The 13,411-nt window shown below is 42.0% G+C and carries 12 protein-coding genes and 1 pseudogene; 10 read left to right on the top strand and 3 right to left on the bottom strand.

The annotated features are described in order from the left end of the window. Nucleotides 1-10 precede the first annotated feature (10 nt). Nucleotides 11-1,147, top strand: coding sequence for a SpoIIE family protein phosphatase (locus ACSSWA_RS10625; protein ID WP_437356559.1), 1,137 nt, complete (start codon nt 11-13; stop codon nt 1,145-1,147). Here ACSSWA_RS10625 and ACSSWA_RS10620 read toward each other — a convergent pair. Continuing rightward, on the bottom strand, nt 1,144-2,127 hold the full coding sequence (locus tag ACSSWA_RS10620; RefSeq protein ID WP_437356558.1) for a DUF4922 domain-containing protein: 984 nt from the start codon (nt 2,125-2,127) through the stop codon (nt 1,144-1,146). The two genes, ACSSWA_RS10625 and ACSSWA_RS10620, sit on opposite strands and share 4 nt — an antisense overlap. Beyond that, nucleotides 2,114-3,595, bottom strand: a complete 1,482-nt coding sequence (locus ACSSWA_RS10615) for a glycosyltransferase family 2 protein (protein WP_437356557.1) — start codon at nt 3,593-3,595, stop codon at nt 2,114-2,116. The genes ACSSWA_RS10620 and ACSSWA_RS10615 overlap by 14 nt, the downstream gene beginning before the upstream one ends. A 178-nt stretch (nt 3,596-3,773) precedes the next feature. On the opposite strand from ACSSWA_RS10615, the gene ACSSWA_RS10610 reads away from it, so the two are divergent. The 4 genes and pseudogenes from ACSSWA_RS10610 to ACSSWA_RS10595 all read left to right on the top strand — a co-directional run bounded on the left by ACSSWA_RS10610 (nt 3,774) and on the right by ACSSWA_RS10595 (nt 6,202). After that, the gene (locus tag ACSSWA_RS10610) at nt 3,774-4,064 is read left to right on the top strand and encodes a hypothetical protein (protein WP_437356556.1); all 291 of its coding nucleotides are present in this window, start codon (nt 3,774-3,776) and stop codon (nt 4,062-4,064) included. A 242-nt stretch (nt 4,065-4,306) separates the two neighbouring features. Next, nucleotides 4,307-4,618 (top strand): annotated as a pseudogene (locus tag ACSSWA_RS10605) (septal ring lytic transglycosylase RlpA family protein); the annotation flags it as partial. Between the two features lie 88 nt (nt 4,619-4,706). Then, nucleotides 4,707-5,774 carry a mechanosensitive ion channel family protein gene (locus ACSSWA_RS10600; RefSeq protein WP_437356555.1) on the top strand — a complete coding sequence of 356 codons (1,068 nt, stop codon included), beginning with the start codon at nt 4,707-4,709 and terminating at the stop codon, nt 5,772-5,774. Further along, nucleotides 5,771-6,202: an RrF2 family transcriptional regulator gene (locus ACSSWA_RS10595; protein ID WP_437356554.1), complete on the top strand. Its 432-nt coding sequence runs from the start codon at nt 5,771-5,773 to the stop codon at nt 6,200-6,202. The genes ACSSWA_RS10600 and ACSSWA_RS10595 overlap by 4 nt, the downstream gene beginning before the upstream one ends. A gap of 1 nt (nt 6,203) precedes the next feature. On the opposite strand, the gene ACSSWA_RS10590 is transcribed toward ACSSWA_RS10595, so the two are convergent. Then, complete coding sequence (locus ACSSWA_RS10590; protein ID WP_437356553.1) at nt 6,204-6,938, bottom strand: class I SAM-dependent methyltransferase; 735 nt, start codon at nt 6,936-6,938, stop codon at nt 6,204-6,206. Between the two features lie 84 nt (nt 6,939-7,022). Here ACSSWA_RS10590 and ACSSWA_RS10585 point away from each other — a divergent pair, with 84 nt between their 5' ends. The 5 genes from ACSSWA_RS10585 to ACSSWA_RS10565 are packed head-to-tail and all read left to right on the top strand — an operon-like array spanning nt 7,023 to nt 13,085. Then, on the top strand, nt 7,023-7,238 hold the full coding sequence (locus tag ACSSWA_RS10585) for a Trm112 family protein (RefSeq protein ID WP_437356552.1): 216 nt from the start codon (nt 7,023-7,025) through the stop codon (nt 7,236-7,238). 17 nt (nt 7,239-7,255) lie between these two features. Further along, nucleotides 7,256-8,725, top strand: coding sequence for an FAD-binding oxidoreductase (locus ACSSWA_RS10580; RefSeq protein WP_437356551.1), 1,470 nt, complete (start codon nt 7,256-7,258; stop codon nt 8,723-8,725). Next, a complete protein-coding gene (locus tag ACSSWA_RS10575; RefSeq protein WP_437356550.1) occupies nt 8,703-10,550 on the top strand; it encodes a tetratricopeptide repeat protein in 1,848 nt (615 codons plus the stop codon). The genes ACSSWA_RS10580 and ACSSWA_RS10575 overlap by 23 nt, the downstream gene beginning before the upstream one ends. Next, nucleotides 10,543-11,796 (top strand): ATP-dependent Clp protease ATP-binding subunit ClpX, encoded by a 1,254-nt coding sequence (gene clpX, locus ACSSWA_RS10570; RefSeq protein ID WP_437356549.1) that lies wholly within the window; start codon nt 10,543-10,545, stop codon nt 11,794-11,796. The genes ACSSWA_RS10575 and clpX overlap by 8 nt, the downstream gene beginning before the upstream one ends. A 38-nt stretch (nt 11,797-11,834) precedes the next feature. After that, entirely contained in the window at nt 11,835-13,085 is a 1,251-nt protein-coding gene (locus tag ACSSWA_RS10565) for an asparagine synthetase B (protein WP_437356548.1), read from the top strand. Nucleotides 13,086-13,411 lie beyond the last annotated feature (326 nt).

Genomic DNA, 13,411 nt, shown 5'->3' with positions numbered 1-13,411 from the left:
CGCGGGAAACATGGCAACTTCATCTGCAAATAAAATCTTGCTCGTAGAAGACGAACCGAATATCGCCAGGCTATTTATTCACAATTTAACAAAGGCGGGATTTGAATGCGTTCACGCCGAGAACGGCAAAACGGCGCTCGAAATAATCGACGAAGTTCAACCCGCGTTAATCATAAGCGATATTATGATGCCGGTTATGGACGGCTTCGAATTCAGAAAAGAATTGCTGAACAATCCCGAACATAAATCGATACCGTTTGTATTCCTTACCGCCAAAAGCGGAGAGGAGGACATGCTTCTGGGTTACGACCTTGAAATTGAAGATTATATCGTAAAAACGTCCAGTCCTAAAATTGTAATAGCAAAAGTATCAGCCATACTCAAAAGTCTCGAAAAAGAGAGAGAAAAGGTTGTGGACGAAGTGCAGAAAGCCGCGGATTCGATGGCGGCAAAAGTGGTTCCCGAATCGCCTCCTCAATTTAAAGGATTAAAAATTCTGCAATGGCACGCTCCGTACAAAAACGTGCCCGGCGGAGATTTTATCGATTATATTAAAATCAACGACGACAGCATAGCGGTTATCCTGGGCGACGTAATGGGGAAACGTTGGGGCGCATGGTACTTTGCGGTTGCGTACGCCGGCTACGTAAGAACAGCCGCAAGAATCGTGCTTGAATCAGCCGCCGAATTAAATCCGGATATTATACTTCAACGCATTAACGAATCGGTTTACAGAGACGAACGCATTTCGGAAGTATTCATTACTCTTTCTGTAGTAATAATCGACACAAAAAATAAAACTGCAAAATATTCCGGCGCGGGCGACCTGCCCATTATTTATCGCACCGGAAATAATGCGGAGTTTATCGAATCAGCCGGACTTCTTCTCGGCTTCAATCCGGACGGTCAATATTCGAACAAGATTATCGATATTAAAAGCGGCGACGAAATAATCCTTTTTACCGACGGCATAACGGAATCAAGAAATAAGGAAGGAGAATTATTCGGCAACCGGCGGCTGCTTGATTTTATCGGGAACATCAAACCGGAAGACAATACCGTCGATTTGCTGCGCGAAAAATTATTGGAATTTACAGGCGGCGAACTGGAAGACGACGTAAGTGTGATTTCAATAAAAATACTCTAAACGCCTATATATTTTTCGAAGAGCTTTTTCTTCAGGAATTCGTAATATTCCTTCGTAAAGGAAACCTGTTTGTAAATATCGATCAATTTATCCCGGTCGATTTTATCGAAATCTTCTTTGCGTGGAAACACAAACAAACCAGCCATATCAAGAGCTGCGGGACTTACAATCAATTCGCCGGAATAAAATTCCTTCGGACGATGTTCCTTCCGCGGAAAAATAAACAAACTCCATTTATTCCCTTCGTACGTGGACACTATATTAATCATTGGCTCTTCTTTCGGTTCGTATATTTTTTTTAATGCATTGAGAATTGTTCTGAACGCTTTCAGAATTTCCCCTTTATGCTCCGACTCCACGATAACCGGCTTAGCCGGATAAGTCTCGGCGGCGGTAATTGAAATGCGGGATTTATCGATCCTGAAATTTCTCGAATCGTTAATTAGTTTTTTATAATCATTTTCCAACGGCATTTTCATTTTTTCGACCGCCTGAAAATGCATATGGTCGGGCGCCGAGGCTCCGCATTTCGGACCGTTGTAAAAGAGAGTGAAATATTTGCTCATCTGCCTAGTCAAATCGAGCAAATCCTCAATATTGCCCACAATCTGCTGCGGCATGTGTTTCAGCTTAACTATCGTATAATGTTTTCCTGCTACGGGATAAGGATTGCAGAGCAAATTATATTTTTTATTGTATACGATTCCCCTTTGTTTTTCCGGAAGGTTTTCTTTGCAAAGGAAGCATTTTCTGTTTTTGATGCCCGAATCCGAAACATCCGCAGCGGTCGATTTAATCCTTCCCGGATTATGCAGCGCGATAAACTTATAATCTTCGTAACGAATTTCTTTGGAAACAATACCGGAGAGCTTTTCGTAATTTTCTTTTAAAAATTCCCATTCTGCCAGCTGCTTCTCCAGCAGCTCGATTGCCTGCCCGGCTAATTTGAAATCGTTTTTCTCGGTTTTATTGGTCAGCATGTTTATTCATCTTTTGTCTTTCGATAATTTCTTTTGTTCTCAGCGAATCTTTATAGTAATTATTCTTGTTGATTTTCTCTTGAGAAAGATTGGCGTCGGAATTGCCCTCCCACCTGCGACATATGTATACCGGTTCATAAATTCTTGATATTTTATAATTCCTCGAGATAGTAATGCCGAGATAATAATCCTCTCCGTAGCTTACGTTCGGAATATCAATTTGCCTCAGAAGAGGCGTATAAAAAGCACGCGGCGCGCCCAGTCCGTTTATTCGCAGCGCATTGTTGGCGCCGTTGTCTTCAGTCCATTCGCGGTGGTCTACAATGCCGGGCGGAATTTCGTTGAGATTAAAATCGGTCAATTTGTATGATCCGATTACCATCGCCGAATTTTCATCGTAGAACTTGTTAATTATTTTTGTCAGCGTGTTTGTGTCGTAATAAAGGTCGTCGCTGTCGAGCTGGACAGCAAACCTGCCGCAATTAACGCTATTGACAGCGTATTTCCAGCAGCCGCCTATTAGCAGATTTTTTTCTTCCGGAATCAGATGTATAAGTTTGTCATTTGAAGAGGCAATCTTTGCCAATACCTCCGTTGTCCCGTCGTCGGAATGGTTGTCGACAACAATAACGTTAAAATCAAAGTCGGTTTTTTGCGACAATGCGGAATTCACCGCCGATTCGATCGTCTTTACTCTGTTCTTAACTGGTATTATAACGGAAGCTTCGACAGGAAAACTCACTTTAATTTTTTCGAAATCGATCAATATTCTGCCGGGTTTAATATACGCTCCTATTCTTTTCAGGTGTTCTGTGGCTGCTTTTTCGAATTCGACTTGCACTGTTCTCTTTTCCGCGGACACATATTTAAAATGTTCTTCCATCTTTTCGGTTTTTCGTTCTATCTCGGCGGAATAAAGATACTCGTCTATATGAACCAAATCCGAGATTTCGGAAAGCCTCAGACGCAAATCGTAAAAACCTCCGAACGAATAATCCTCATTCATTTCTGCAGCTACTTTTTTAATTAATCCGCCGTTCAACATAATTGCCATACCGAAATCGAAATCGTCTCTTATGCTCCCGATTTGATAAGGAATAAGCGGGTGCTCAAGCTTCTTGCCGGTAGAAGAATCATATTCCGCAAAGTTCGAGTATGCCATTGCCGGATTTTGTTTTGAAAAAACATCAATCAATTTTTGCAAGGCTCCTTCGCGAAAATCTATTCTTTTTATTTCCTTATTCTCGTACCGGCTGATCCACACTACATATTTATTCGAAATTATTTCGGCAATTTTTTTTATCGCTTTAGAGGATAGCGGTTCGGCTTCCGTTACGTTTATTACATTTTCGTCGTTAAAAGTCGCGCCGAGGGAAATAAATTCAGTCTCAACGTTTAATTTTCTGAAATCGTTTATCAGACTTCTTATTGCGGATTCCGACAGGCTTTGAAAAATTACTGAAACCATACGCCCCGTTATTTTGTTGAATAGTTCAAATAAATTTAGAGATACAAAATAAAATAAAATTGCGAGAAACGTATATGTCACTATAACGGCAAAGATTAATCGAAAACACAGTTAAATTATTTAATTTTTAACCAATGGTTGATTCTTTGCCCTTTACGCCATATATTTGTAGGCTATAATGAAAACGAAATTCAGGAAATATAGTTTTATAGCTTTTGCCGGTTTATTATTCGCGTATCATTCGGGAATTACATCCCATCAACACGCGATTCAAAATAATTCTGCGACGACGGTAATTGAAAATATAATTACAGACGAAACCGTTCATACCGTTTCGTCCGGAATTGCATGCTCAGACTTCAAACCGGAGTTAACAATCCATACAGCTCAAAACGTCAATAACATCTTCAACAACTCCATTCACAAAGACGAGGCTCAAAGAGCGCTCAGAAGAAACCTGAAAATATAGTATCCCCGATTTTACTATTCTGATTTATTCTCATTCAATTAACAGTTATGTATAACAAACAGAGGTAATATTTGCGTATAATTAAAACGACACTTATAATAACGACAGCTGCATTGGTAATAGGGCTGGTAGACATCGGAAGCTCGTCTGCAAGCGTTAATGACGAGGATTCGAAAGTAATACTAAGCATAGATTCAAGTCCCGCAATAGCGGCTGTGGAATACGAACCAGTAGGCAACTGGGTAGCGTCCTGGTACGGTCCGGGATTCCACGGCAGGCTAACGGCAAACGGCGAGATCTACGACCAGATGGCATTGACTGCGGCGCATAAAGAATTGCCGTTCGGCACATATCTCCGCGTAACCAATTTACGAAACGGAAAAAGCGTTGTTGTTAAAATTAACGACCGCGGTCCTTATATCGACGGCCGCGATATCGATTTATCGAAAGGCGCAGCGATGGCTCTCGGCATGATTCATCCGGGCGTCATTAAAGTGCGAATCGAAAAGCTAAAACCGAGCGAAGAGGTCTTGCCGGTCTACGCTCTGAATTAATAAGAACGCATCTGACAATTTAGATATAACCCGCATTTTTTAATGCGGGTTTTTTTATATTTATCTGCGCCATTTTGAAGAGGAATTAATGTTTTTAAAGAAAGAATTTTTAGGCAACACAATCGAAGATTACCTGCTGGCGTTGGGAGTTTTTCTCGCCGTATTTATATTGATAAAGATTATTAAAAAATTCGTACTTCAAAGACTGAAGGAACGTTTTGAGTCGAGCTATATATCGAAATACAACTTCCTGAACAAAAGCATAAATAAATTTTTTGTTCCCGCAATTTATCTCGGCATACTTTATCTGATAATAGAGCGTCTTAAATTAAGCGAAGAAACGGAAAAGATAGTTGTCGCCGTCTATTCCGTATTAATTACTTATTTCGTCGTGCGCTTTACGGTTGTTATCATCAAGTATTTTATAGAACGTTATTTTATTCAGCGCGACCGCGAATCCGATTACAACCGCATTCAACCGTTGCTTGGACTGGTCGATTTGATCGTGTGGTCGGTTGGCGTAATATTTTTACTCGACAATTTCGGCTTTCAGGTTTCCGCCGTAGTAACGGGACTCGGCATATCCGGCGTGGCAGTGGCTCTGGCGGCGCAGGCTATTCTCGGCGACCTTTTTAGTTATTTTGTTCTATTCTTCGACAAACCTTTTGAAGTCGGCGACTTTGTCAATTTCGAAGGTCAATTGGGCAATATTGAAAAAATCGGTCTTAAGACTACGAAAATAAGAGCGCTTTCCGGAGAACAATTAATAGTCAACAATTCCCGGCTTACAACCGCAACTGTTCACAATTTCAAACGGATGGAAAAAAGGAGAGCCGTTCTAAGAATCGGAGTCGTTTATCAAACTCCTCACGAAAAATTAAAAGCTATTCCGGACATGGTAAAAGAAATAATTACGCGACACGAGCTTGTTCAATACGACAGAGGACATTTTGTTAGTTACGGTGACTTCAGCCTCAATTTCGAATTTGTCTACTTTGTTCTGTCGCCGGAAATGGTTACTTATCTCGACATACAACAAAGCATAAATCTAGAAATTTATAAACTCTTCGAGCGGGAAAGAATCGAATTCGCTTATCCCACTCAAACAATATTCGTCAATCAGGAAAACAACACAGATTCGGGAACCGGGCAATGACCGTCTTCTTTTCGAAAGCATGCGAATTAGGCATTCAGGCTGTTCTTTTTCTTTCAATCAAAAAAGAAAAAGTAGTTTTCAACGCCGAGGAAATATCGAAAGAATTGAAAGTGCCGAAGGAGTTTGTATCGAAAGTTTTGCAAACTCTTACATACAAAGGAATTGTCGGTTCCAAGAAAGGCAAAAACGGCGGGTTTTATCTGGCAAAAAACCCTAACAACGTTTATCTCATCGACATCATCGAAGCCATCGACGGCGATAAAATTTTCAAAAGCTGCGTGCTCGGATTTCCCGGATGTTCCAATGATAATCCCTGTCCTGTTCACGATAAATGGGGACGGCTCAGAGACGAAGCTTATAAAATGTTTGCAAAAGAAAGTCTGGCGCAGTTGAAAGAAAAAACCGTAAGAAAAATTCTGAGCCTTTAATTTACTTTCTGCAAAGGATAAACATTTCTTTTGAAAACTCCCTCTCGAACGGCGTCAAATTCATGTCGGCATAAAACGCTATCTCGTTAAATCCCGCTTTAAAAAGGACAGCCTTAATTTCTTCGTGATTATGAATGTAATGAGTTACCGAATAAAGCCTGTAATCTTTCGGCTTCTCCGGTGCGAATTCAAGAATATTAAAACGCGCTTTTTTTCTGCTGAAATCATAAAAACGCACGATTATTCTCGCGCCCGTTTTAATGCTGTTTATTCTGATTGAATTTTTTATGAAGTAATCGTAATTGAGCTGATGCAAAAAGAAAATTCCTCTGGGCTTTAATATTTCATAAGCCCGTTTTATTCCTTCTTTAAGATTTTTCTTGTTCAGATGCGTGATCGTATTTCCCATCGAAACCGCATAATCGAAACTACCGTCGAACTCTGCCGGTATGTTTTCCATTCTGCATTTTCGGCTTTCGATATCAAGTCCGTACAACTCCGCTTTCCTATTCAAAGATTCAATCATCTTTTCCGAAGGATCGAACGCCGTGACGTCAAAACCCGATTTAGCCAGAGCTATCGAATCGAGTCCGCTGCCGCATCCGAGGTCGGCTGTTTTTCCTCTTGCGTTAAATATTTTTTTATAGAAATCTTCTCTCCTGGCTAAATTCGATTCGAAAGAAATCATATCGTCGTAGAAAGAAGAAACGCCGTCGTAAAATTTTTCCGTCTTCATATTGTTCCCTTTGGATTTCCAAATATAACGATTTCGCTTAAGTTTCGTATCTTTGCATACCTGTTTCCCAGCATTGGAGGAAAAATGATTTCCAAGGAATTATTAGAAATTATCTGCTGCCCGGAATCGAAAGCCGATTTGATTCTCGACGGCGAATTTTTGGTTTCGACCGATAAAGAGACCAGAAGACGCTATCGAATTGAAAACGACATACCGGTTTTACTAATCGAGGAATCCGAGCAGCTCGATTACGAAACCTGGAAAGAAATAATGGAAAGACACGGCAAATCTGTCGATTAAACGAGGGAATTTTCAGCATGATCATCAAATCGAATCCGGACGAAATACAGAACTATCTTTCGGACGCTTCAAATTATTCGGGAAAATGCGACGCAGTTTATATACCCGAATCGGAAGAAGAAATTCCGGAAATAATCCAAAAGTGTAACGCCGGTAAAACAAAGATTACAGTTGCGGGAAACGGCACCGGATTGACGGGAGCGCGCGTTCCCGAAGAAGGCATTCTTATTTCGATGGAAAAACTGAATAAAATAATTGAGATAAATTCAACGGACAAATACGCCGTAGTTCAACCCGCCGTAATACTGAACGAATTCCAACACGAAGTGGAAAGCAAAGACCTGTTTTATCCGCCCGATCCGACTGAGCGGAATTGTTATATCGGCGGGACAGTCGCAACCAACGCCTCAGGAGCCAGAACATTCAAATACGGTCCCACACGTTCTTATGTTCTCGGGCTAAAAATCGTACTGCCCGACGGGAGAAAATTGAATATCGAACGGGGACAGCATATAGCGGACGGTTTGCACGCAATCCTCCCGGCGGAAGACGGCTCGATTATTTCATTCGAATTGCCGCGTTACGATATGCCGTCTACAAAAAACGCAGCCGGATACTACTGCAAAGAAAAGATGGACTTAATCGACCTTTTCATCGGCTCCGAAGGAACGCTCGGCATTATTACCGAAATAAAGTTGAAATTAATCGATCTTCCGAAAAATATTTTATCGTGTATAATATTCTTCGAATCGGAAGAAGACGCTCTCAACTTTATCGAAGAAGCGGCAAAGCTTTCGCGCTTTGAAGACGATTCGATTATTTCGGCGCGCGGTTTGGAACTGTTCGACAAGTTTACGCTCAAATTTCTGCGCGGCGATTATTCCAATATTCCCGAAAATGCCGAAGCCGCCGTCTGGTTCGAACAGGAAATCGAAGACAACGAAGACGAGTTAATTTCCGGATGGATGGAATTGATTTCAAGACATAACGGCATGGAAGAAGATTCCTGGATTGCAAACGACAGAAAAGAAACGGACAAATTCAAAGATTTCCGACACGCCATAGCTTTGAAAGTTAACGACTATATGTCGCAGAGAGGACTCAAGAAAATCGGCACCGACGTAGCCGTTCCGTTCGATTCGTTCAAAAAATTTTATTTCGACACAATTAAATTGGTTTCCGACGCAGGACTCAATTACGTTGTTTACGGACACGCGGGCGATTCGCACATCCATTTGAATATGCTGCCGGACGACGCCGGGCAACACAAACGGGCTTTGGAAATCTACAGGGAAATCTGCGGCAATGCGGTTAAACTCAAAGGCACTGTATCCGCAGAGCACGGCATCGGAAAACTCAAACGCGAGTATCTCAAATTGATGTACGACGACAATGTAATTAAGAAAATGGCTTTGATTAAACTGGCTTTCGATCCGAACCGCATATTAAACATAGGTAATATTTTTGAAGAGAAGTATCTTATATAAAATCCTATTCGTAAGTTTTTTCGTTTTACGTTCGGTAATTTCAGGGCAGGACGCCGAAACTAAATTCAAACTCGCACAGAATTACGAGAGCGCCGGCAATTTCGAAAAAGCCGAAAACCTTTTAATCGAACTGATCGAACAGCAGCCGTGGAACTACTCTTATTTCAACGCTCTCTACAATATCTACATCAAACAAAAGAAATACGACGAAGCTGTCGATATAATATCCGCGCGGCTTAAATATTCTCCGAACGATCCTTCGCTTTACGGTTTAATGGGGTCGGTCTTTTTTATGAAAGAGATGTCCGATTCTGCATATTTTTACTGGGATAAAGGAATCGAGACAAATCCGGCTTCGATTTCAACTTACAGAATAATTGCAAATTACGCTATCGAAAGCAGGGCGCTCGATCGCGCGCTCGAGTATTTGAAAATGGGACGGGAATTGTCGAGCGATAAATCGATCTTCACTCTCGACCTGGCTAACATTTATTCCTTAACTCTGCGTTACAAAGAAGCGACTCTTGAATATTGCTATCTTCTGTCATTAAAACCCGATCAGATCGGATTGATCAAGACCAAATTCAATTCGTATTCGGGCAACAAGAAGGCGCTCGACGAAATTATCGCCACTCTCGAATCGTATTACAAAGACAACCCGCAGCCGATTTATCTCGATTTGATTTCCTACTGCAACATGCTCAACGGCAATTACGATTCGGCTTTAAAGTATACTATCGAATATGAAAAAATAATAAACAGCAACGGCGCGGCGATCTATTCGATGTCTCAAAACGCGTTGAGAAGCAAAGCTTACGACGCGGCATTGACAGGCTATAAATATATAATCGATAATTTCCCCGGTTCGAATATAGTTCCGATTGCAAAATTATCGTATGTTGAAGCGCTTCGTTCCCGACTGACCGAAACTCATAAAAACGATATTTGGCCGTATTCGGAAAATACGGATACCGCGGAATATAAACGCCTCTCGGAAGAATATAAAAAGATTGCGGGAGAATATGCCGGCAGCAATATTTATATTCAAGCCCTCTATTCGAGAGCGGAAATTGAATTCGAATACCTTCGAAATTACCGCCTTGCCGATTCGATTTTCACTATTATAAATCTGAGAGCTCCGGGAACCGAATATTCAGCAAAAGCTTTCGTCAAGCGGGGTTTAATTGCTGTTTTTTCCGGTAACCTTGAACAAGCCAAAACTTTTTTCGATAATATATTGTTGAATAACAAATCCGCGGCGGATTTAAAAGCCGAAGCTTATTACCGGAAAGCCAAAATCGATTTCTGGCAGAATAATTTCGAATCCGCTCTATCGAATTTGAAAACGGCTTCCGGGGACCTGTCGACCGCTTTTGCCAACGACGCTATTGAGCTTTCGGCTCTGATTTCCGCTTTAAAACGGGATTCTTTAAATCTTGCTATTTATGCAAAAAGTGATTTATTTGCGTTTCAAAAAAAGTACGAAGAAGCGGTCGCTTTATTAAAAGATTTAATTAATCGCGATAATCTGTTTATTTTAAAGGATTTTGCATTATACAGACTTGCCGAAATCCATATTTATACGAAAAGATACGGAGAAGCGATAGACTACTTGAACGAATTGACCGGTAAATCGGAAAGCGGAATTTTAAGCGACAAAGCTCTTTTACTTACGGCGCAAATTTATCAGTACGGTTTGAAAGACGAGAGCAGAGCCGGCGATTTATACAAAAATTTTCTTGAGAAATATCCCGATTCATTATATCTTGAAACGGCAATACAAAATTTAAATTATATACAAACAAAAAAAGGCAAAGATGGCTAACAAAAGAGAACCCAAAACGATTAAATGTTCATTCTGCGGAAGGGACGGAAGCGAAGTATCGAGTATGGTTGCCGGACCCGATGTTTATATTTGCGATATCTGCATCAAAACAAGCGTTGAAATACTGAAGAATAATCTTTCGAATTTCAACAAGAAAGAAACGGTTAATCTGTCGATTACTCCGGAATTGATCAAAAAAAATCTCGACGAATACGTAATCGACCAGGAAAAAGCCAAAAAGATTTTAGCAGTAGCCGTTTATAATCATTATAAAAGAATAAACGCGCCGGCTTCGTTCTTCGATGTTGACGACGTCGAAATCGAAAAGAGCAATATATTGTTAATCGGACCGACAGGCGTCGGGAAAACGCTCCTGGCGCAAACGTTGGCAAGAATACTCGACGTTCCGTTTGCAATAGCCGACGCAACGACAATAACCGAAGCCGGATATGTCGGGGACGACGTCGAAACGGTTCTGGTGCGGCTTCTTCAGGCTGCCGATTACAACCTCGAAAAAGCACAGAAAGGAATCGTTTATATCGACGAAATCGATAAGATTGCGCGCAAAAGCGAAAGCGTTTCGATTACGCGCGACGTTTCGGGCGAAGGCGTTCAGCAGGCATTGCTCAAAATTCTGGAAGGCACAATTGCAGGCGTTCCGCCGAGAGGCGGCAGAAAACACCCCGAACAAAGCCTCATCAACGTTAATACAAAAAATATCCTTTTCATCTGCGGCGGCGCTTTCGAAGGAATCGAAAATATTATTGCGTCGCGAATCAACAGAAACGTTATCGGATTCGACGCCAATATCGAAAGCAACGAAGAACTCGACCGGGACAATCTCGTTGAAAAAGTTCAGCCCGAGGATCTTATTAAATACGGTATGATACCGGAACTCGTTGGCAGAATTCCGATTATAGCTCCATTGCACGCATTGAGCGCCGAAGCTCTCAAAAATATCCTGACGGAACCGAAAAACGCTATCATTAAGCAATATAAAAAACTGTTTGCGCTCGAAGGAGTCGAACTCGAATTCGACCCGCGCGCACTCGACGCAATTGTTAATAAAGCTCTCGAAAGAAAAACCGGCGCCAGAGGATTGCGTTCGATAGTCGAAAGCATTTTGCTCGACGTTATGTACGAACTGCCGGGCTTAGACAATATCGACAAATGCCTTATTACCGAAGACGTGGTGCTCAAAGGCGAAAAGCCGATTTATATCGAATCCGACAGAAAAACCGCATAGATTTAACGGGCTGTTCTTTGAACAGCCTCTCTTATAAAATGAAAAAACTGCTTTTAATTTTTATCGTCTCGCTACAGATTTCAGCCCAGCCGAAAATCTTAATCTATATGGACAACGCGCAGACCGACCATTTGAAAGCTTACGGAATTGCATTCAACGCACTCGAACAGGGTTATCAGGGCGATTGGCTTTTGAATTACAGAGGCGGTTCGTTCATGTTCGATTACAGCGAGGAATTGGCGTTGCGCTGCAGATTAAAAGGCGTGGCGTTCGAAAAAATATCTTCTCAGGAAGCCGTTTCGATTTATGCGTTTGTTCAGAGTCCCGATCAAAACATGGACGTAGTCCGGCTCGAAAAAGCGCCGAAAATTGCGGTTTATGTTCCGCCGAATTTCAAGCCCTGGGACGACGCCGTTACTCTGGCGCTCGATTATGCCGAAGTGCCTTACGATAAAATCTGGATTGCCGAAATACTCGGAGGAGCGCTCGATAAATACGACTGGCTGCACCTACATCACGAAGATTTTACGGGTCAATACGGCAAGTTTTACGCTTCGTTCAGCGGCGCTCCGTGGTATATCGAACAACAGCGACTTTACGAATCGGAAGCGCGAAAACTCGGTTTCAAAAAAGTATCCGACATGGAAAAAGCCGTGGTTCTTGAAATCCGGAATTATATTGCGCGCGGCGGTTTTCTGTTTGCAATGTGTTCGGCTACCGATTCATACGATATTGCGCTTGCGGCTCTTCGGGTCGATATAGTAGACAGAATTTACGACGGCGACCCTCCCGATCCCGACGCTCAGAACAAGCTCGATTTTTCGGAAACTCTCGCTTTCGAAAATTTTAAACTCGAGATGAATCCGTTGATTTACGAGTACAGCGACATCGACATACAACCCGCGGAAGTCGGTCCCGAACAGAACGATTATTTTACCCTCTTCGATTTCTCCGCCAAATACGACCCCGTTCCGACAATGCTCACGCAAAATCACGTCAACGTGATTCACGGATTTATGGGACAGACGACAATGTTTCGAAAAAGTCTAATTAAAAAGTCCGTTTATATATTAGCCGAACGCGAAGGCGCCGACCAGGTTAAATATATACACGGAAATTACGGCAGGGGCACATTTACGTTTTACGGGGGACACGACCCGGAAGATTACCAGCACGCGGTGGGAGATCCGCCGACGGATTTGAGTTTTCATAAAAACTCGCCGGGGTACCGTTTAATCCTCAATAACATTCTCTTCCCCGCAGCTAAAAAGAAAAAACAGAAGACATAAAGAAATTATTATTTTTCTTCCCTCAAAGCGATCTCTGCGGTTAATTAGAGTTTGTTTTTTCCGTAGCCGGCGATTTCTATTGGCTATTTGTCATTACGAGCCCCGCTTTCAGCGGAGCGAAGTAATCTCACTGGTATTCATAAGAGTTTGCTTCACCAGCCGATGGCGGTGTTCAGAAAGACACTACAGCATTATCCAAATGCATTTAGTGAAACTCATGGAGTAATCTGTCTTTCTGAGGAGTCCCGCTGATAGCGGGACGACGAAGAATCTGCATTGCAGATTTTCGAGATTCTTCACCCGCCGTTGGCGGGTTCAGAAAGACA

The sequence above is a fragment of the Melioribacter sp. Ez-97 genome (genome assembly GCF_051488665.1).
Classification (GTDB): Bacteria; Bacteroidota; Ignavibacteria; order Ignavibacteriales; family Melioribacteraceae; genus Melioribacter.
The sequence above is the reverse complement of the archived record's forward strand: the minus strand, read 5'-3'. Positions and strand labels throughout refer to the sequence as shown.

What these genes read in the sequence shown, in the direction of transcription:
- ACSSWA_RS10625 (WP_437356559.1), top strand. Translation starts at nt 11, where the DNA reads ATGGCAACTTCATCTGCAAATAAAATCTTGCTCGTAGAAGACGAACCG.
- ACSSWA_RS10620 (WP_437356558.1), bottom strand. Translation starts at nt 2,127, where the DNA reads ATGCTGACCAATAAAACCGAGAAAAACGATTTCAAATTAGCCGGGCAG.
- ACSSWA_RS10615 (WP_437356557.1), bottom strand. Translation starts at nt 3,595, where the DNA reads ATGGTTTCAGTAATTTTTCAAAGCCTGTCGGAATCCGCAATAAGAAGT.
- ACSSWA_RS10610 (WP_437356556.1), top strand. Translation starts at nt 3,774, where the DNA reads ATGAAAACGAAATTCAGGAAATATAGTTTTATAGCTTTTGCCGGTTTA.
- ACSSWA_RS10600 (WP_437356555.1), top strand. Translation starts at nt 4,707, where the DNA reads ATGTTTTTAAAGAAAGAATTTTTAGGCAACACAATCGAAGATTACCTG.
- ACSSWA_RS10595 (WP_437356554.1), top strand. Translation starts at nt 5,771, where the DNA reads ATGACCGTCTTCTTTTCGAAAGCATGCGAATTAGGCATTCAGGCTGTT.
- ACSSWA_RS10590 (WP_437356553.1), bottom strand. Translation starts at nt 6,938, where the DNA reads ATGAAGACGGAAAAATTTTACGACGGCGTTTCTTCTTTCTACGACGAT.
- ACSSWA_RS10585 (WP_437356552.1), top strand. Translation starts at nt 7,023, where the DNA reads ATGATTTCCAAGGAATTATTAGAAATTATCTGCTGCCCGGAATCGAAA.
- ACSSWA_RS10580 (WP_437356551.1), top strand. Translation starts at nt 7,256, where the DNA reads ATGATCATCAAATCGAATCCGGACGAAATACAGAACTATCTTTCGGAC.
- clpX (WP_437356549.1), top strand. Translation starts at nt 10,543, where the DNA reads ATGGCTAACAAAAGAGAACCCAAAACGATTAAATGTTCATTCTGCGGA.
- ACSSWA_RS10565 (WP_437356548.1), top strand. Translation starts at nt 11,835, where the DNA reads ATGAAAAAACTGCTTTTAATTTTTATCGTCTCGCTACAGATTTCAGCC.